Source organism: Kurthia gibsonii (assembly GCF_006539985.1).
Classification (GTDB): Bacteria; Bacillota; Bacilli; order Bacillales_A; family Planococcaceae; genus Kurthia; species Kurthia gibsonii.
Genome location: NZ_BJOB01000039.1, coordinates 1 through 20,058 on the forward strand (window position 1 = coordinate 1; position 20,058 = coordinate 20,058).

A 20,058-nucleotide genomic window follows, 5' to 3' on the forward strand; every position below is an offset into this window, starting at 1 on the left:
GCTTCGGAAAACGAATAGAGGTAGGCGAGAAAAGAACGCAACGTCCTGTTGCAAATCTTGCCCCACGATATTACGTAGCGCTCGGGTATGGCTTCAAACTCCTCGTCACTACGTTCCTGTCGGGTTTTCAGCTCACGCTATTCCCTCAGGAGTCATTTTTACGCGTTCAATTGATTTGATCATTCGTATTGAGACATATTATTTTGTTCTGTCCTAGGTTCTTTTTAATGATTTATATGAAAATTTCTCTATATTTAACGAGTAAAATTATGGAATAAGGGAAAATAATAGAGATGGTAAAAAATAAATAAGGAGGTATGGTCTGATATTTTATATGCGTATAAAAAGAGAGGGGTGAATAAGAAAAATACGTATAGTAGCATATGTACTATTTAAATAGAAGAAACTCTATTTAAAAGCCAGATTTTACAGACTATTTTAGAAGACGTTGAATTTAGAATTGAGTATTGAAGAAAAGAAGAACAATGTTATAATGGGTAAGAAGTTTTTCCTATATAATATATGAGTAAACTCCTTCAATCGAAAAGATTTACAATTCAAACGAATAGACTTTGTTTTTGTAAGGTTTATGTCGTTTGTTTGTGGCTTTTTCCATTTTCAAGAGTTTTTCGTGTAAGAACGACCTATTTTTGCAGTGTATTCTAGAATTTATAAAAAGTTGCAAAAGAAATATTGGTTTATGAAAACTAATTAAGTTATTAAAAGGTAATTATACAGTTCTAAAGTAACTAAGAAATACTTGAAAGTTGCTATAAATAGAAGTCGTCCACAGAACGTTCAAAAACTTTCAAAGAAAATGTGAAATTATAGATATTTTTATTCTTTTCGGTAGATATTAGGTTTATAATTCATTTGAATTGAAAAGAAGGTTGAATGCTTCTTAGTGTAAGAAGAGGGTTAGAGAGCTTGGGTTGCTTTACTCGTCTTATACTTCGTCTTAACAATCGTTTTAGTTTAACGTATTTTCGTTCTATAGCAATTATAAAAGAAATTAGAACGACTCAATGATTAAGACGAATAAGAGTAAAAAATGTTCAATCATCTCAGCAGTTCATAAACTTGCTTATTCTACATAGAATAGGTTAGGGGGAAACACTTCAATATCCATTCAACATTCTGCACTTAAATTAAAAGAAGGTTGTTTTAGAAGGGAGTACAACATGAGTAAAAAAGTGTTAATTATGCCAATCGTTGCAGGTTTGTTAGCAGTGTTTTTATCTGGATGTGAACCATTAATGGTACTAAATCCAAAAGGACCTAACGCACAAACATTATCGAACACGATCTGGATCTCTATCGGGACAATGTTATGTGTATTAGCAGTTGTCTATGTTTTATTAATCAATATGTTAGTTAAATACCGTGCTGGAAAACAAGCGGCGGACTATGAGCCACCACACGAAGCAGGTAACCACAAACTAGAAATTTTCTGGACAGTTATTCCAATCCTAACAGTTGCTTTCTTATCAGTTGTAACAATCATCACATTAAAGGATGTAGAAAGTAAACCAGAAGGTTACGGAGACAAGAAACCTCTAGTAATTTATGCGTCATCATCACAATGGAAATGGCATTTCAGTTATCCTGAAGAAGGAATTGAAACTGTAAACTATGCACATATTCCAACAGATCGTCCAATTGAGTTCCGTTTATACTCATATGGTACAATCACAAGTTTCTGGGTTCCACAATTAGCTGGTCAGAAATATGCGATGACAGACATGTTAACAACAATCCATTTAGCAGCAGACCACGAGGGAGACTATTGGGGTCGTAACTCGAACTTCAACGGTGAAGGATTCGAGGCAATGCAATTCGAAATCACTGCTCAAAAACAAGGTGAATTCGATCAGTGGGTTAAAGATGTAAAAGCAAATGAACCAAAATTAACAGAAAAAGAGTTCAGTAACTTACTTAAAGCAAGTGTTGTTGGACGTAAGAGCTTCTCTTCTACTCATTTAGGTTTCTCTTCACCACCTATGGATCACTCTAAGATGATGGATGCTGAGAAATATAATGAATCTAAAAAAGCTCAAAATGGTAATTTAGATTTAGATTCTCACGACATGGAAGAAATGGACGATATCGGTGAATAATCCGATTACATTGATACAACATGTTATTTACTAAATAGTAGATGTATGAAAGGAGTTAACCAAATTGTTTACCAAAATGACAATGAGTGAAGTATTTGCACCGCTTAAAGAACCACTGATCATGGGTACGGCGATCGGTATTTTAGTTGGTGTAATCGCAGTAGTTGCAGGTCTAACATATTTCAAGTTATGGGGTTGGTTATATACTAACTACGTAAAGACAGTAGACCATAAAAAAATCGGTGTAATGTACATTTTCGTAGCATTACTAATGTTATTCAAAGGTGGGGTTGAGGCGTTATTAATGCGTGCTCAAACTGCTGTTCCGGATAATAAATTATTAAACTCTGAACACTACAATGAGATTTTCAGTACACATGGTGTGTTAATGATTATCTTCGTAGCAATGCCATTCTTATTTGGTTTGTTCAACGTAGTTATTCCACTACAAATTGGTGCGCGCGACGTAGCATTCCCACGTCTTAACGCATTATCTTTCTGGTTATTCGCAATGGGTGCAGTGTTAATTAACGTTTCATTCATCATTGGTGGATCTCCAAACGCAGGTTGGACGTCATATTTCCCACTTGCAGGTATTGAATTTAACCCAGGCGTAAACAATAACTATTATGCTTGGTCACTACAAATCTCGGGTCTAGGTACATTAATGACAGGGATTAACTTTGTAACAACAATCGTGAAAATGCGTGCTCCAGGTATGACATGGATGAAAGTTCCAATGTTCACTTGGTCATCATTTATCGCAAACATTATCATCGTATTTGCATTCCCAGTGTTAACAGTAGCACTTGTAATGATGACAATGGATCGCCAGTTCGGTACTAAATTCTTCGCTACAGAAGATGGCGGTATGGACATGCTTTGGGCGAACATCTTCTGGGTATGGGGACATCCAGAGGTATACATCGTAATTCTTCCAGCGTTCGGTGTATTCAGTGAGGTAATCTCTACATTTGCTCGTAAAAACTTATTCGGTTATGGTTCGATGGTTGCTTCTATGATCATCATCTCGTTACTATCATTCTTAGTATGGGCTCACCATTTCTACACAATGGGTCAAAACGTAGCAGTAAACGGCGTATTCTCAATCACTACAATGTTAATCGCAGTTCCAACTGGGGTTAAGATTTTCAACTGGTTATTAACAATGCGTCATGGTCGTATTACATTTACGACACCAATGTTATATGCTCTAGGCTTTATTCCAATCTTCACTATCGGTGGGGTTACAGGGGTAATGCTAGCAATGGCAAGTGCTGACTATCAATATCACAATACATTATTCTTAGTTGCTCACTTCCACTATGTATTAATTCCTGGTACAGTATTTGGTGTACTAGCTGGTTACCACTTCTGGTGGTCTAAAATCTTCGGTTTCCAACTTAAAGATTCAATCGGTAAAGTTGGTTTCTGGTTAATCGCAATTGGTTTCAACGTAACATTCTTCCCTATGTTCATCTTAGGTTTAGATGGTTACGCTCGTCGAATGTACACGTACTCAGCTGAAACTGGCTATGGTACATTAAACATGATTTCATTCATTGGTGCATTAGTATTAGCTCTTGGTTTCTTAGCGCTTTGCTACAACATCTACTACAGTGTTCGTCACAGAGAAGAATTAAAAGTTACTGGCGATCCATGGGATGGTCGTTCACTTGAATGGGCTACTCACTCTCCAGTTCCTGAGTATAACTTCGCAGTTATTCCAAAAATTTCTCGTCTTGATGAATTCTGGTTTGCTAAAAAAGAAGGCCGCGATTTACAAGCAGGCGAAATTAAAGATATTCATATGCCTAATGACTCTGCAGCGCCATTCTGGCAATCAGTTGTTATGGGATTAGCATCATTCTTCTTTGTATTCAACGAAATTGGTATCGCAATTATCTTAGGTATTGTGACACTACTATTCATGGCTTACCGTTCATTTGAAATTGATAATGGTCGTCATATCCATGTTGAAGAAATCGAAGAAACAGAGCGTAAGCTAAAAGAAACAGAGCGTCAATTGAGAGGTGACCGATAATGTCAAAACATAATAATTCAGTGCCATTGGAGTACCAAGGTGAAGAAAATGATTTGAAAATCTTCGGTTTCTGGGTATTCTTAGGCGCAGAAATTGTTCTTTTCGCAACTTTATTCACAGCGTATTTCACATTAGTTGACCGTACAGGTTCAGGTCCAACAGGCGTTGACCTTTTTGAATTACCACCAGTAATTCTAGAAACATTCTTACTTTTAACATCTAGTTTCACAATTGGTTTAGGTGTTCACGCAATGCGTTTAGGCCGTGTTAAACCAATGATCGTGTTCTACATCATTACATTAATTCTTGGTGCAGGATTCATCGCGGTAGAGGTAGATGAGTTTATCACTTATATCTATCACGAAGATGCTACGATTCAAACAAGTGCATTTACTTCAAGTTTAATGACTTTACTAGGTACTCACGGTGCCCACGTATCGTTTGGTTTACTATGGGGAATTGCGATTATTATTCAAGTTGCTAAGCACGGTATTAATAAGCGTACTGCCAATAAAGCGTTTATCTTCTCTTTATACTGGCACTTCCTAGATGTTGTTTGGATCTTCCTATTCAGCTTTATTTACTTGAAAGGAATGATGTAAAATGGCACAATTATTTCCAAAAGAACATGTCCTTGGGTTTATTGGATCAATCATTTTAACAATCGCTGCATTGTCCGTTGTGCAGTTTGATGTATCATTAACAGCAGGTTTAGTTATTCTTTGGGTAACAGCACTTGCTCAAGCTTCATTACAACTAGTACTATTCATGCATATTGGTGAAACAGACGATAAAGGTTCAATTTACGTCATTACACTATATTCAGTAGTTATTGGTTTAGTAACAGTATTCGGTTCATTATTCGCTATGATCTGGGGATACTAATTTACAGAAGAATAAAACCAGCCTTTCGGGTATCCCCCTAGGAAGGCTGGTTTTTTCTTTTGATAGTATAAATAAGAAAAAGAAGATGCTAGTTTAAGAGAAGCACCTTCTTTTAGTTTTTTTAGGAAATAATATTTTAAATGTTAAAAAAAAGAAGTGAAGGGTATAAAAATACTAAGATTATTTCTTTTGAACAGATTTATAATATTGTCCTTTGTCGTAATATTCGTTTAAAATGCGCTGCATATCTTTTTTATCCTCTTCATTTAATTCACGTACAACCTTCGCAGGGCGACCAAATGCAAGTGTATTCGGTGGGATCACCTTACCTTGTGTTACAAGACTACCAGCACCGATAAAAGCACCTTCGCCGATTTCAGCACCATCTAAAACAATCGAAGCCATACCAATCAAAGCTCCTTTTTTAATATGGCAGCTGTGAAGTGTTACTTGATGTCCAATTGAAGCTTCGTCTTCAATAATTAATGGATGAGCTGGACTTTGATGTAAACAGCATAAATCTTGAATATTTACCTTTTTTCCAATGATTGTAGGTGACACGTCACCACGAATCACAGTATTATAAAAAATAGATGAACCTTCTCCAACTGTCACATCACCTGTAATAACAACATTATCACCGATGAAAGCAGTCGGATCAATTTTTGGTTCTTTTCCCTTGTATGGGTATAACATATTCATCCCTCTTTCCTTTGAACTGTAACATAATCGTATCAAACATCCTGGATTTATGGAACGAAAAAGTAGAGGAATGCGTTACAATAAGAATGAGTACTATGAAGGAGAGAAGTTTATGTGGAAATGGGAAGCAGACGGACATGCAAAAGCAGTTATTGTAATCGTACATAGTGCGTATGAACATCATAGAAGATACGCATGGTTAATTGAAAAATTTCGTGTAGCAGGTTTTCATGTGATCACAGGGGACTTACCTGGGCATGGTGAAGAAAGTAAAGTGAAATCCGCCCATGATGAATATTTAAAACAATATGAAAAATATATAAAGTTAATGATTTATGAAGCGACACAATATAACTTACCATTATTTATTTTAGGGCATGGTCTTGGGGCAACATTAGCGATGTACGCAGTAGGTGAATTTAAATATGAGATTGCAGGAGCCATCTTGACATCACCTTGGCTACATTTACAGCATCAACCATCAAAATTCGCTGCAGCCTTAAAAGGATTTAGTAAGATTGCAGGGAGCTTTAAAATGCATCATGAGATGAATACGAAGCTTTTGTCACGTAGTTATGAGTTTTATACAGAAATGGGACGAGACCCTTATTACAACTCTAATGTAACAATTCGTTGGTACCATGATGTTCAACAGTTTATGAAAGCCATTTATCAATTAGAAAATCACTTTAAAGACATACCTGTCTTAATGATGAATGGAAAGAGCGATAAAATTATTGATATTCAATACAATCGTCAATGGTTGGAGAAACAGAAATTATCTGAGTATGCTTATAAAGAGTGGGCGAACTGTTATCATGATTTGTTCCAAGAACCAGAACGTGATTTGATTTATCAATATACAGAAGATTTTATTTTAAACAGACTACGAACAATAGGATATATCGTTTAAAAAGGGATTATGTCACGTTTTATAAGTGACATGATTCCTTTTCTTTTTTCTGTAGTTTACTCTAGAAATACAAAAATATAAAATATATAAAAAACATATAAAATAAAGGCTTATAAATGACTTAATTGTATTCTCTGAAAATACAATTAGAGGAAAAATGTATGAGTGAGCGAAAAAATGTAGAATTATCTCTTTAAAAAGACATAATACTTTTATATAATAGAATAATATAGTAATTAATAAAAGCGTATATTTGATGTATTTGATGTTTTAAATGTTCGTATTTAGGAGGATTTACATGGAAGCAATCATTAATACCATCTATGAACTACTCTGGGGTCCTTGGATGATTTACGGTATTCTCATCGTGGGACTTATATTTACTGTGAGAACTAGAGGAGTACAAGTTCGATTCTTAAAAGATATGTTCGGTCAAATTTTCACAGGCAAAAAGTCAGATGCAGGTGTTTCATCATTCCAAGCGATGACGATGGCGTTATCAGGGCGAATTGGAACGGGGAATATTGCTGGGACAGCAACAGCGATTGCCTTCGGCGGACCGGGTGCAATCTTTTGGATGTGGGCAATTGCTTTCATTGGTTCAGCAACAGCTTACGTTGAATCAACACTCGCTCAAATTTATAAAGAAGAGAAAAATGGCGTTTATCGTGGTGGCCCTGCTTTTTACATACATAAGTTCACAGGCAAACGTTGGCTAGGCATGATTTTTGCGATTGCGGCATTAATCGCTATGTCATTTTTACAACCAACCGTTCAAGCAAATGCGATTGCAGATGCGATGTACAATGCATTTGAGTTACCAAAATGGGTTTCTGGTTTAGTAGTCTGTGTTATTTTAGGTGCAATTATTATTGGCGGCGTAAAACGAATTGCAACAGCCGCTTCAATCATTGTTCCTTTTATGGCGATTGCATATATTTTAGTAGCCGCAATTATCATTGCAATGAATATTTCAGAAGTGCCGCATATTTTCGCTCTAATTTTTAAAAGTGCTTTTGGCGCAGAGCAAATGTTTAGCGGGATGGTAGGGGCTGCTATTGCTTGGGGTGTAAAACGTGGGATTTATGCGAATGAAGCCGGACAAGGTACAGGGCCACATTCGGCAGCAGCAGCAGAAGTATCTCATCCTGTAAAACAAGGTTTAGTACAAGCCGCTTCAGTTTACTTGGATACATTCTTAGTATGTACAGCAACAGCCTTTATGATCTTATTCACAGGTATGTACAATGTACAAGAAGACGATGGTAAGGGACCGTTCATTGTAGAACATCTACCAAGTGTAGAAGCAGGAACAGCTTTCACACAACATGCTGTAGATGCAGCATTCCCAATAGCAGGTTTTGGGACAATCTTCGTAGCTTTTGCTCTATTCTTCTTTGCCTTTACAACAACGATGGCTTACTATTATATTGCCGAAACGAATGTGGCGTATTTATTTGATGGAAAAAAACAAAAGATTGGTGTACGTATTGTTCAGATTGTTATTCTTTTAGCTACTTATTTTGGCGCTGTACGACCAGCAGCCGCAGCTTGGGTGCTTGGAGATATTGGTTTAGGCATTATGGTGTGGGTGAACGTCATTGCGATTCTGTTTATGGCAAAACCGACCATTCTTGCCTTGAAAGATTATGAACAGCAAAAACGTATAGGGTTAGACCCAGTATTTGATCCACGAAAAGTCGGGATTAAAAATGCGACTTTCTGGGAGAAATAAATAATGATCGAGGGACGATTTACGTAATCGTCTCTCTTTTTTTATTGTGTAATCATAGTATTTTAATATAATTTTTGAGAGAATAGAAATAGTTTTGTAAAGAAAGAAGGGATTTGATTATTATGGAAAAAATGTTCGGTACTGCTGAGTTCGCTATACAAGTTGGCGTAACGAAATCTTCACTCAAGCATTATATTTCAATATTAGAAAATAGTGGTTACCATGTAAAGCGTGATCATCGAAATTATCGGTTATTTACGGAAGAAGATGTACATGTTTTTCAAAATTATAAACAGTTGCATCAAGAAAAGGGAATGACATTAAAAGAAGCAGCTGCTGTGGTGATTGGGAATGAAACCGTTGTACAAGATGCAGAGATGTTGCCTGCTAAAAGAGAGTATAATACACAAGTTGTTGAAAAATACGATGATTTAACAAAAACAATGGAATTACTGGCAGATCATATTCAAGGGATTGAGGCACAAAATGCACAATTGCTACAACTTATACAAATGCAACATCAACAAAATGAATGGTTAAAAGAAGAAATGAGTATGATGAAGCATCAATTAGAAGAGCCAAAAGTGGATTATAAACGCCAGTTGGACCGTGTTGAATCACAAAATAGTGCAATCATGTCGGTGTTAAATAAATTAACCGTTCAAAAATTGAAAGAAGAAGTGCAAGAGATTGAACCAGAGCCAACTGGCTTTATGAAAGGTTTATTTAAAAGAAAATGAAAAAATAACCCACGAGATTTTAAAGGAATCTCGTGGGTTATTTTGACTACATTAAAATCTTATTAAATTTATCGGAATAAATAGTTGCAATTCGAGATTATATAAATTGTAGTATTTCCATAGGAATTAATTGACTGATGAATCAGTTAGGGGATTGGTGATGATGACAAAGCGAATTACGAGAGAAGAAAGAAAACAGCAATTAATTGAGATTGCATTAGAACAATTCGCAACAGTTGGTTATACGAAGACGAAAATCTCAGACATAGTTGCATTAGCAGGTGTATCACAAGGTACATTCTATTGGCACTTTAAAAGTAAAGAAGAAATCGCGCTCTATATTTTAGAAAGAGGGAATCAGCAAATATTACAAATGATTTCACTCGGTTTTCAAAATACACGAGTTCCAGTAGAACAGTCAGTGAATTCATCTACTCGATTATTTGAAGCATTATTTCACTTTGCAGAAGAAAATCGCTTTTTTACAATGTTACTTTTTAAAGGCTTATCATCAGAAGAATTATTACAAAAACAAATTTTACACATTAAAAAGAATATGGAAGAAGCTTTTGTGCATAACATTCAACAAGCACAAAAATTTCATATGGTAGCAGAACATAAAAATCCAAAAGTATTAGCGGTTTTTATTATGAGTTTAATTGAAGGTGTACTAAGTCGTTGGGTGGATCATGAAGCAGCATTTCAAGAGTTAACGTTAGAGGAACTCGTTCAACAGACTGTTCACTTTGAGTTTTTTGGCATTTTTGGTGTTTAAAAAAAGGGAGGAATTATAGATGAAAAAATTAGGTTGGTTAGCATCACTTGTAGCAGCATCTGCATTAGTACTAGGAGCTTGTGGTTCGAAAGAAGATACGAGTAAAAACGATGTATCGAAAAAAGAAGAATTAACAGTAGGGATTATGGGGACATATGCACCTTATAACTACTTAGACAAAGATAAGCAATATACAGGTTTTGATGTTGACATTGCAAAGGAAGTTGCAAAACGTTTAGATAAAAAAGCGAAGTTTGTCGCACAAGATTTTTCAGGATTGATTCCGGGTTTACAAAAAGGGAAGTTCGATATGTTAGTAAGCCAAGTAACGATTACAGATGATCGTAAAAAACAAGTTGATTTTACAGAGCCATATATCACAAATGAAGTAAAGGCTATCGTAAAAGATGATAATACAACGATTAAATCAGCAGAAGACTTCAAAGGAAAAACAATCGGTGTAGGTTTAGGTACAAACGATGAAGCATATCTTCGTAATGACTTAATGAAAAAAGTAGGTAAATTCAAAATTAATACGTATGACGATGTTATCACAACATTAAAAGATTTAAATGTTGGACGTATTGATGCAACGATTAATAACGTATTTGCTTTAAAACCGATTGTTGAAGAAAATGGCTACAAAATTAAAGCTGTTGGTGAAGCTTTAAAATCAGATAAAGCTGGTATCGCAGTGAAAAAAGGTCAAACAGAGCTAGTGGATCAATTAAATAAAGCGTTAAATGATATGGAGAAAGACGGAACATACACAAAAATTTATAAAAAATGGTTTAACGAAGAACCACCAGCAGAATATACAAAATAAGTAAGGTAGGGACTAAATATGGAGCTCGTACTAGATAATTGGCGTTTCCTTTTACAAGGTGCCTACTATACATTATTGATTACCGTTGTTTCAATGTTTTTTGGTTTAATTTTAGGTTTAATCATTGCCATCATGCGTGTAAAAGGCAATACATTTTTACGTAATATTGCACGATTCTATGTCTCGATTATTCGAGGTACACCACCGCTTGTTCAAATTTTCATTGTTTATTATGGATTGAGTGACTATGGTATTGAATTACCATCCATTGTAGCAGCTTGTATCGCGTTAAGTATTAATATTGCAGCGTATATCGCAGAAGCTTTCCGAGGTGCTTTACAATCTGTACCAAAAGGACAATTAGAGGCAGCGGTTGCATCAGGTATGACAGAAGGACAGGCGATGAAGCGTATTATTATTCCACAAGCAGTTCGCTACGCTATTCCACCAATTGGGAATACATTCGTCGGTATGTTAAAAGAAACATCGCTTGTATCAGCAATTGCTGTAACGGAATTAATGCGCGCGGCTCAGTTATTAGTCGCGCAATATTATGTATATATGCCGTTTTACATTATGATTGCTTTAATGTATTGGGCGATGAGTGTGTTCTTCACATTCATTTTAAACCGAGTTGAAAAACGTTTATCCGTTTATTAGGAGTGTCCATATGATTACAGTAGAACATTTATCAAAAAAATTTGATGAACTAGAAGTATTACATGATTTATCGATTACAATTCCAGCGCATCAAGTAGTCGCAGTAATTGGGCCTTCAGGTTCTGGGAAAAGTACATTTTTACGCTGTTTGAATGGTCTAGAAATTTTAACAGAAGGTAAAATTACAGTCGGTCAACATACGATTGAAGCCAATATGAATAAAAAAGAGTTAAAGCAAATGATTTATGGGATTCGTCAAGAGACGGGAATGGTATTTCAACAGTTCAACTTATATCCGCATAAGACGGTCATCGAAAATGTGATGGAATCTTTAATTGTTGTAAAAAAATTAAAAAAAGAAGAAGCACAAGTACGTGCAGAGCGTTTACTCGACAAAGTCGGGTTACTTGAGAAATTAGATAACTATCCTTCGCAATTATCGGGTGGTCAACAACAACGAGTTGCGATTGCGCGTGCACTTGCGATGGAACCACAATTGATGTTATTTGATGAACCTACGTCAGCATTAGACCCTGAATTAGTAGGCGATGTACTACGTGTTATGAAGAATCTTGCTGAAGACGGCATGACGATGGTGATTGTGACGCATGAGATGAATTTCGCGCGTGATGTTGCCGATCGTATTGTCTTTATGGCAGATGGTCGAATTGTAGAAGATTCAAAAGATCCAAAAGCGTTCTTTGCGAAACCCACAACAGCACGTGCACAACAATTTATTCGTAAAGTAAACGAATTTTAGGAGGAATAGAAATGAGAATTCAAGCAACCTGGCAAGGTGGACGTGCTTTTGAAGCAAAAGGCGATTCAGGATTTCCAATGTTAATGGATGCCACTGAAAAATATGGTGGCAATTCATCTGCACCAACACCAACAGAGATGTTATTGAGTGCTTTAGCAGGATGTATTGGTATTGATGTGACGATGATTTTAAAACCGCATTTAGACCAAATTACAAAATTAGATATTACAGTTGATGGCGAACGTAAAGAGGAAATGCCAACTGCCTTTACAAAAGCGCATATTACGTTCACAGTTGATGGTGATATTACAGCTAAAAAAGTGTGGCGTGCGATTAAATTAGGTGAAGAAAAATATTGTGCGGTTTCTGCTTCATTAAAAGCAGAAATTACACATTCACTTATTTTAAATGGTGAACAAGTCGAAGAAGTATAAACAGATAAATAGAAAGAGGCATCACTCAATTGAGTGAATGCCTCCTTTTTATTTAGGGAATTCTTTTACTTTTTCAAGTGCGATAACGAATGGTGGGTCATTTTGTTGATTGATGAATTCATAGCGCAGTACATGGACTTGTTTTTGAGGGAGAGAAGCGGCGTAATCGAGTAAGCGGTCACGTTCTTCTTTACCACCTTCATGTCCATAGTAAATGACTAAGACAATCATACCGCCTACAACGAGTTGTTGAAGCAATGATTCAAGTGCTGCCACCGTCGTAGAAGGTTTTGTAATCACATCATGCGCTGTACCGGGTAAATAACCAAGATTAAAAACAGCTGCTTTAATCGGTGTTGATACATAGTTGGCTACTTGTTCATGTCCATCAAGAATGACTTCACATCTTGCTTGTACACCAGCTTCCGCAAGACGACTCATTGTCGCATCAACAGCTTGTTGCTGTACATCAAATGCATAGACGCGACCTGTGTCGCCAACAAGTTCAGCTAAGAATAATGTATCATGCCCATTACCAGCAGTGGCATCGACAACTGTATCACCGATTTCGATTGTATCTCTTAATAGAGTTTTAGCATATTGTAAAACACGTTCTAATCGCATGAAGACGTCATCTCCGCAGGTACATAGTGCTTACCTTGCCAGCTATCACGTTTTGCAAGTTCTGCATCAATACCGTTTAATACTTCCCATTTATTCACTGACCACATTGGTCCAATCATTAAATCAATCGGTCCATCACCTGTAATACGCTGTACGACCATGCTTGGTGGAATGACTTCTAATTGGTCTGCAACAAGTTGCGTATAGGCATCTTGATCCATTAATTCCAATTGGCCTTTTTCGTATTGTTTGACAAGTGGTGTTCCTTTTAATAAATGAAGCAAGTGAATTTTAATGCCTTGTACATCTAGTTTGGCTACTTCACGTGCTGTTTCCATCATCATATCGTAGTCTTCAAGAGGGAGACCGTTAATGATATGTGTGCAAATACGAATACCATGTTTACGCAGTTTATGAACACCTTCAACGTATGTTTGATAGTCATGCGCGCGATTAATTAAATTCGCTGTTTTTTCATGTACTGTTTGTAAACCTAATTCTACCCATAAATAAGTACGTTGGTTTAACTCGGCTAAATATTCAACAACATCATCTGGTAAACAGTCTGGACGCGTTGCGATACTTAGACCGACAACACCTTCACACGCAAGCGCTGCTTCAAATTTTTCTTTTAATACAGGAAGTGGGGCATGTGTATTCGTATAAGCTTGGAAATAGGCCATCGTTTTGCCGCCCTTCCACTTATGCTCCATCTTTTCTTTGATTTTAGCAAATTGTACGTCGATTGGATCTACACGATCACCTGCAAAGTCACCTGAACCAGCAGCTGAACAGAATGTACAACCGCCGAATGCTACAGTGCCATCTCTGTTTGGACAATCGAACCCAGCATCAAGTGCTACTTTGAATACTTTTGAACCGAACTCATTGCGTAAGTAGCGGTTCCATGTATAATATCTCTTTCCATCTGAAGGGAAAGGAAATTGATTTTCTGTCATTGTTTCTGTCATCTCCTCTAACGATTTATTTTAACATGAAATGCTTTCGATATGCTAAAAAGTGTTTGTTAAAATATTTTTCGGAAATCGGAATATTTGGGGTTGTATCGGGATGATTTCTCCTTTAATATTACGAGATAGATATCATCTCATTTTGAGATTAGAGGAGGGGGTTTATGCATGAAAATGCCAAAAACAGTTTGGCTTTTAGTAATCGGAATGCTTGTAAATACGACAGGTAACTCTTTTTTATGGCCAATGAATACAATTTATCTGCATGACCACCTCGGTCAAAGTTTAACAGTAGCAGGACTTGTATTAATGTTAAATGCAGCAGCTGGCGTAGTAGGGAATCTACTCGGCGGCTATTTATTTGATAAAATAGGCGGTTATAAAACGATTTTATTTGGTATTATTTTGACGATTGTGGGTCTCGCACTTTTAACGATTTGGCATGGGTGGCCGCAATATGTATGGCTACTTGCGCTTATCGGTTTTAGCGGTGGGATTGTGTTTCCGAGTATGTTTGCACTTGTCGGTGTTGCGTGGCCAGAAGGTGGTCGAAAAGGATTCAATGCAATTTACTTAGCGCAAAATCTAGGGGTAGCAGTGGGTCCTGTATTAGCAGGTGTTGTAGCTTCTTATAGTTTTGATTATTTATTTGTTGCCAACTTAATTATGTATATTCTTTTCTTAGGCATTGCATTCAAGTTCAAAAAAATTCAAACAGAAGATGCGTATGGTCCAACAGCAGCATTACCTAGAGGTGAGCTGAAAAATCGTGCACCACTTATTGCGCTATGTATTTTAGGTGTCGGCTTCTTACTTGGATGGCTTGTGTACTCACAATGGGTATCAACGATTTCAACTTATACACAAGATCTCGGTTTATCGTTAAACCAATATAGTGCACTTTGGGCTGTAAATGGTTTCCTAATCGTTCTTGGTCAGCCATTAATTGCACCAATTGTACGAAAATTAGAAGGACGTTATAAAGCACAAATCTTATTTGGTTTATCCATTTTCATCGTGTCGTTTGTTGTATTAATTTTTGCAAAAACATTCACAATGTTTATTGTCGCAATGGTCATTCTAACATTCGGTGAAATGTTCATCTGGCCAGTCGTTCCAACATTGGCAAGTGTGCTCGCACCGAAAGGAAAAGACGGCTTCTTCCAAGGACTGATTAATGGTTTTGCGACATTTGGGCGTATGCTAGGGCCTGTTGTAGGTGGTGTACTTGCGCAAGCTTATGGTATGCAAGTAACGTTTATCGTGTTAATCGGTATTCTATTCCTTGCGGCAATTCCATTCTTCTTCTACGATTTGCCACTTAAAAGGAAGAAAGTAACGAGTTAAAGAAATGGACTTGTTATTTTAAGGCTTTTCAGATAAAATAAAGGCATTATACTAATAGGACGAAGATCAGGAGTAGTAGATAACGGAAGTTTTTAGAGAGTTAGCGGTTGGTGGGAGCTAATAACGGATGGAATCGAACTTGCCTTGGGAGTCTGCATAGGAATGATTGACCTACGCCGTTAATCCGCGATAAGGATTCAAGTTGAGTGTTTTCACTAATTTGGGTGGTACCGCGGGAATTATATGTCTCGTCCCTTTTTTAAGGGACGGGACTTTTTATTTTCCGTCATTGGTGAATGCGTTCTTATATTAAAGGAGGAAAAAACATGAGCTTTAATCATCAAGAGATTGAGAAGAAGTGGCAAAAGTATTGGGATGAACACCAATCTTTTAAAACAGTAAATGACGATTCAAAACCAAAATTTTATGCACTTGATATGTTCCCATATCCATCAGGATCAGGTCTACACGTAGGACACCCTGAAGGTTATACAGCGACAGATATTTTATCTCGCTTCAAACGTATGCAAGGTTACAACGTACTTCACCCAATGGGATGGGATGCATTCGGTTTACCAGCAGAGCAATATGCACTGGATACAGGGAATGACCCTGCTGAATTTACAGCGCAAAACATTGCAACGTTCAAACGCCAAATCCAAGAGCTTGGCTTTAGTTATGATTGGGATCGCGAAATTAATACAACAGACCCTTCATACTACAAATGGACACAATGGATTTTCATCCAATTATATAAAAAGGGGTTAGCTTACATTGATGAAGTAGCTGTAAACTGGTGCCCAGCACTTGGAACAGTTCTTGCAAATGAAGAAGTCATCGATGGTAAATCAGAGCGTGGTGGACATCCAGTAGAACGCCGTCCGATGAAACAATGGATGCTGAAAATTACTGCTTATGCAGATCGTCTAATTGACGATTTAGAAGATGTAGATTGGCCTGAAAATATTAAAGATATGCAACGTCACTGGATTGGTCGTTCTGAAGGTGCGGAAGTAGACTTTAAAATTAAAGGAACAGATAAACAATTCCGCGTATTCACAACACGCCCAGATACATTATTCGGTGCAACTTACACAGTTTTAGCACCAGAACATGAATTTGTAAAAGACATCACAACACCAGAACAAAAAGAAGCCGTACAAGCTTACTTAGATCAAGTGAAGATGAAGTCAGATCTTGAACGTACAGACCTTGCAAAAGAAAAAACAGGTGTGTTCACAGGTGCTTATGCAATCAACCCAATTAACGGTCAAGAAGTGCCGATTTGGATTGCAGATTATGTACTTGCTTCATACGGTACAGGTGCAATCATGGCTGTTCCAGCACATGATGAGCGTGACTACGAGTTTGCGAAACAATTCGACTTACCAATCATCCCTGTATTAGAAGGCGGCAACATTGAAGAAGCGGCATTCACAGAAGATGGTCCACACATTAATTCAGGCTTCTTAAATGGACTTGGTAAAGAAGAAGGCATTCAAAAAGCCATCGCTTGGTTGGAAGAAAATAAAGTGGGTGAGAAGAAAGTAACGTATCGTTTACGTGACTGGTTATTCTCTCGTCAACGTTACTGGGGTGAACCGATTCCAATTATCCATTGGGAAGATGGTTCAATTACAACAGTTCCAGAAGATCAACTACCACTTGAATTACCAAAAACAAAAGATATTCACCCATCAGGTACAGGTGAATCACCACTTGCGAATATCGCAGAGTGGGTAAATGTTGTAGACCCTGAAACAGGTATGAAAGGTCGTCGTGAAACGAACACAATGCCACAATGGGCAGGTTCATCATGGTACTTCTTACGCTATATCGATCCACACAATACAGAAGCAATCGCAGACCCAGAGCTATTAAAACGCTGGTTACCAGTTGATATCTATATTGGCGGACAAGAACACGCAGTACTTCACTTACTATATGCTCGTTTCTGGCATAAAGTGTTATACGATCTAGGCGTTGTTCCAACGAAAGAGCCATTCCAAAAATTATTCAACCAAGGGATGATTCTTGGTGAAGGTAACGAAAAAATGTCGAAATCAAAAGGGAATGTTGTAAACCCTGATGATATTATCGAATCACATGGCGCAGATACACTTCGTTTATACGAAATGTTCATGGGACCACTTGAAGCATCGATTCCATGGTCTACAAATGGACTTGACGGAGCACGTCGCTTCTTAGATCGTATTTGGCGTTTATTCATCAATGAGGAAACAGGTGAATTAGCAGATAAGATTCAAGATTCGAACGACACAACACTTGAAAAAGTGTACAACCAAACAGTTCAAAAAGTAACAGATAACAACGAAAACATCCGTTTCAATACATCAATCTCACAAATGATGGTATTCATCAACGAATGTTACAAAGCAGAAGTTGTACCAACAGCTTATGCAGAAGGCTTCGTAAAAATGTTATCACCGATCGCACCACACCTTGCAGAAGAATTATGGGTGAAACTAGGTCACACAGAATCAATCACATATGCTGAATGGCCAACATATGATGAAACAAAACTAGTAGACGACGAAGTAGAAATCGTTGTTCAAATCAACGGTAAAGTACGTGCGAAACTACTTGTAGCAAAAGACGCTTCACGCGAAGATCTTGAAAAAGCTGCACTTGAAAATGAAAACGTACAAGAACACATCGACGGTAAAGAAATTAAAAAATTAATTGCTGTACCAGGTAAATTAGTTAATATTGTAGCGAAATAATAGAGATATAGGAAACCCCTCCAAGGAAATTGGAGGGGGTTTTTCCTGTAATTAAGATTGTTTTTGATAGATTTCTTTAAAAAGTTTTAATTTTTTGTCTACTTGACTATCCATTTTTTCATCATAGTATACAACTTTTATTCTACTAGGCTCGTTAGGTAGTAATTCGAACTTATTAACTTCTTTGATATTAAATCGAGCCTTTCCTGGGTTTTTTCCAGCTTTCAAAGGTCTGTTTTTATAAAAAGGTTCTAGTGCTCCGTTAGGCATACAATCGATACTAATTACCTTTATCGAAAGATCATCCTTATCGTATAATATCGTAATAAAATAAGATAAGCAGATTTTTTCATCTTTCTTTCCTTTGTTATAAAAAGTAGGAAGAGCTGGTTCGTAGATTTCTGAATTACCACCTGACTTAATAATTGTACCTTTATAACTGTTTTGGTTTTCTCCAATGAAAATTGAAGTTGTAAAATCTCCGATATTGTTCATATTTACAGTTTTCATATCCAAATGAATATAAGCATCTTCAACTTCAAAAAATAAATCAGAGCCAACAGGACTAGAGTTTGGTTGTCCAATCCCTTTCCCATTTAAAAGAGAGTATACTATTCTTTCAGCACCAACCGCAAAATCACTTATGCCATCAGCGTATTTGCCTTTCCAATCATCTTTGATTTTTGCTTTCGTTTTAAACCCTTGAAACATCTCATCTTCGGCGAATTTTAAAAAATAGTAGTATTTATTCAAGTATTTTAATTCGATTTCTTCAATTTGCTCTTTTTTCAAAACCTTCACCCTTTTATTAATAATATATAATATTTTACAATTATAAACAAATTGCCACAAGGTAGAACGTAGGTTCTTCCTTGTGTGAAGTTTAAAGTAATTATGTTATAATAAAAAAAAATACTTGAGGTGACTTTAGTGCAAAGAAATAATAAAATGATTGCTTTATTTTCTGGTGCAGGTGGGATGGATCTGGGCTTTAAAAATAAAGGTTTTGATATATTATGGGCTTGTGATTTTAATAAAGATGCGGTCGAAACCTATAAATATAATATAGGAGAACATATTGAATTGGCTGATATAACAAAGGTAGATTCGAATGAGATTCCTGGAAAGCCCTATGAACTAGATGTAATTATTGGAGGTTTCCCTTGTCAAGGATTCAGTATTGCAAACAAGAATAGAAGTATGGAAGATGAAAGAAATTTCTTATATTTAGAAATGCTAAGAATTATTAATGATAAAAAGCCGAAATTTTTTGTTGCAGAGAATGTAAAAGGTTTAGTATCTATGCAGAACGGTGCAGTAATTGAGATGATTATTGAGGACTTTAAAAAAATTGGTTACAAGGTAGATTATAAAATACTTAACACTGCGAATTACGGTGTACCTCAAGCAAGAGAACGAGTGATTATTATTGGTAATAGACTAGGTATAAAAAATGTATTTCCCAAACCAACTCATCAGCCTCCAAATACTAATATTTCATTGTTTGAACCGGAAAAGCCATCTCATATTACAGTTGAAGATGCGATAGGTTTTCTTTCAGACATTGAAATTCAAAACGGGAAAACTGATGAATATATTTTAGTTGATGGAAAAAAAATATATAATCATATTGCGTCTACATCAGTACACGATAAATTTTTTGGAAGAAAATACAAAGTTGACCAAGCTGAGGTATGCGATTATCTAAAATATTGGAGAGATAAATCGGAATGGACTACAAAGAAAATAGATGAGCATTTTGGATATAAGCATACGGCGGG

Annotated in this window: 19 protein-coding genes and 1 other annotated feature; of the genes, 15 read left to right on the plus strand and 4 right to left on the minus strand. The window is 36.5% G+C overall.

Annotated features, from left to right (window positions below):
- The first annotated feature begins 1,181 nt into the window (after positions 1-1,181).
- From qoxA to qoxD, 4 genes are all read left to right on the plus strand, one after another.
- Positions 1,182-2,117 (plus strand): cytochrome aa3 quinol oxidase subunit II, encoded by a 936-nt coding sequence (gene qoxA / locus KGI01_RS10760; RefSeq protein WP_068451680.1) that lies wholly within the window; start codon positions 1,182-1,184, stop codon positions 2,115-2,117.
- Positions 2,118-2,193: 76 nt separating this feature from the next.
- Positions 2,194-4,161: a cytochrome aa3 quinol oxidase subunit I gene (gene qoxB / locus KGI01_RS10765; RefSeq protein WP_141274706.1), complete on the plus strand. Its 1,968-nt coding sequence runs from the start codon at positions 2,194-2,196 to the stop codon at positions 4,159-4,161.
- Positions 4,161-4,763: a cytochrome (ubi)quinol oxidase subunit III gene (locus KGI01_RS10770; RefSeq protein WP_068451683.1), complete on the plus strand. Its 603-nt coding sequence runs from the start codon at positions 4,161-4,163 to the stop codon at positions 4,761-4,763. The genes qoxB and KGI01_RS10770 overlap by 1 nt, the downstream gene beginning before the upstream one ends.
- 1 nt (position 4,764) lies before the next feature.
- Complete coding sequence (gene qoxD / locus KGI01_RS10775) at positions 4,765-5,046, plus strand: cytochrome aa3 quinol oxidase subunit IV (RefSeq protein WP_068451687.1); 282 nt, start codon at positions 4,765-4,767, stop codon at positions 5,044-5,046.
- Between the two features lie 180 nt (positions 5,047-5,226).
- Here qoxD and KGI01_RS10780 read toward each other — a convergent pair whose 3' ends face one another.
- Positions 5,227-5,742 carry a gamma carbonic anhydrase gene (locus KGI01_RS10780; RefSeq protein WP_141274694.1) on the minus strand — a complete coding sequence of 172 codons (516 nt, stop codon included), beginning with the start codon at positions 5,740-5,742 and terminating at the stop codon, positions 5,227-5,229.
- A gap of 118 nt (positions 5,743-5,860) precedes the next feature.
- Here KGI01_RS10780 and KGI01_RS10785 point away from each other — a divergent pair, with 118 nt between their 5' ends.
- From KGI01_RS10785 to KGI01_RS10820, 8 genes are all read left to right on the plus strand, one after another.
- Positions 5,861-6,661: an alpha/beta hydrolase gene (locus KGI01_RS10785; RefSeq protein ID WP_141274695.1), complete on the plus strand. Its 801-nt coding sequence runs from the start codon at positions 5,861-5,863 to the stop codon at positions 6,659-6,661.
- Positions 6,662-6,959: 298 nt separating this feature from the next.
- Positions 6,960-8,396: an alanine/glycine:cation symporter family protein gene (locus KGI01_RS10790; RefSeq protein ID WP_141274696.1), complete on the plus strand. Its 1,437-nt coding sequence runs from the start codon at positions 6,960-6,962 to the stop codon at positions 8,394-8,396.
- A 122-nt stretch (positions 8,397-8,518) separates the two neighbouring features.
- Positions 8,519-9,136: a MerR family transcriptional regulator gene (locus tag KGI01_RS10795; RefSeq protein WP_141274697.1), complete on the plus strand. Its 618-nt coding sequence runs from the start codon at positions 8,519-8,521 to the stop codon at positions 9,134-9,136.
- 160 nt (positions 9,137-9,296) lie between these two features.
- Positions 9,297-9,911, plus strand: a complete 615-nt coding sequence (locus KGI01_RS10800) for a TetR/AcrR family transcriptional regulator (RefSeq protein ID WP_141274698.1) — start codon at positions 9,297-9,299, stop codon at positions 9,909-9,911.
- 19 nt (positions 9,912-9,930) lie between these two features.
- Positions 9,931-10,737: a substrate-binding periplasmic protein gene (locus tag KGI01_RS10805; protein ID WP_141274699.1), complete on the plus strand. Its 807-nt coding sequence runs from the start codon at positions 9,931-9,933 to the stop codon at positions 10,735-10,737.
- Positions 10,738-10,755: 18 nt separating this feature from the next.
- Complete coding sequence (locus KGI01_RS10810) at positions 10,756-11,397, plus strand: amino acid ABC transporter permease (RefSeq protein WP_068451709.1); 642 nt, start codon at positions 10,756-10,758, stop codon at positions 11,395-11,397.
- 10 nt (positions 11,398-11,407) lie between these two features.
- Positions 11,408-12,157, plus strand: a complete 750-nt coding sequence (locus KGI01_RS10815; RefSeq protein WP_141274700.1) for an amino acid ABC transporter ATP-binding protein — start codon at positions 11,408-11,410, stop codon at positions 12,155-12,157.
- Between the two features lie 11 nt (positions 12,158-12,168).
- Entirely contained in the window at positions 12,169-12,591 is a 423-nt protein-coding gene (locus KGI01_RS10820) for an OsmC family protein (protein ID WP_141274701.1), read from the plus strand.
- Positions 12,592-12,639: 48 nt separating this feature from the next.
- Here KGI01_RS10820 and KGI01_RS10825 read toward each other — a convergent pair whose 3' ends face one another.
- On the minus strand, positions 12,640-13,215 hold the full coding sequence (locus KGI01_RS10825; RefSeq protein WP_141274702.1) for a tRNA 5-(aminomethyl)-2-thiouridylate-methyltransferase MnmM: 576 nt from the start codon (positions 13,213-13,215) through the stop codon (positions 12,640-12,642).
- A complete protein-coding gene (locus KGI01_RS10830) occupies positions 13,206-14,174 on the minus strand; it encodes a tRNA modification radical SAM protein MnmL/YtqA (protein ID WP_141274703.1) in 969 nt (322 codons plus the stop codon). The genes KGI01_RS10825 and KGI01_RS10830 overlap by 10 nt, the downstream gene beginning before the upstream one ends.
- Before the next feature lie 186 nt (positions 14,175-14,360).
- Between KGI01_RS10830 and KGI01_RS10835 the strand changes: the two genes are divergently transcribed.
- Positions 14,361-15,533 (plus strand): MDR family MFS transporter, encoded by a 1,173-nt coding sequence (locus KGI01_RS10835; RefSeq protein ID WP_141274707.1) that lies wholly within the window; start codon positions 14,361-14,363, stop codon positions 15,531-15,533.
- 53 nt (positions 15,534-15,586) lie between these two features.
- Positions 15,587-15,792, plus strand: a binding site (T-box leader).
- 67 nt (positions 15,793-15,859) lie between these two features.
- The gene (leuS, locus tag KGI01_RS10840; protein WP_141274704.1) at positions 15,860-18,277 is read left to right on the plus strand and encodes a leucine--tRNA ligase; all 2,418 of its coding nucleotides are present in this window, start codon (positions 15,860-15,862) and stop codon (positions 18,275-18,277) included.
- Positions 18,278-18,328: 51 nt separating this feature from the next.
- Here leuS and KGI01_RS10845 read toward each other — a convergent pair whose 3' ends face one another.
- Positions 18,329-19,078, minus strand: coding sequence for a PDDEXK family nuclease (locus KGI01_RS10845; RefSeq protein WP_141274705.1), 750 nt, complete (start codon positions 19,076-19,078; stop codon positions 18,329-18,331).
- A 129-nt stretch (positions 19,079-19,207) separates the two neighbouring features.
- Here KGI01_RS10845 and KGI01_RS10850 point away from each other — a divergent pair.
- Positions 19,208-20,058 (plus strand): DNA cytosine methyltransferase (locus tag KGI01_RS10850; RefSeq protein WP_255314780.1); only part of this gene is annotated, 851 nt, incomplete at its 3' end.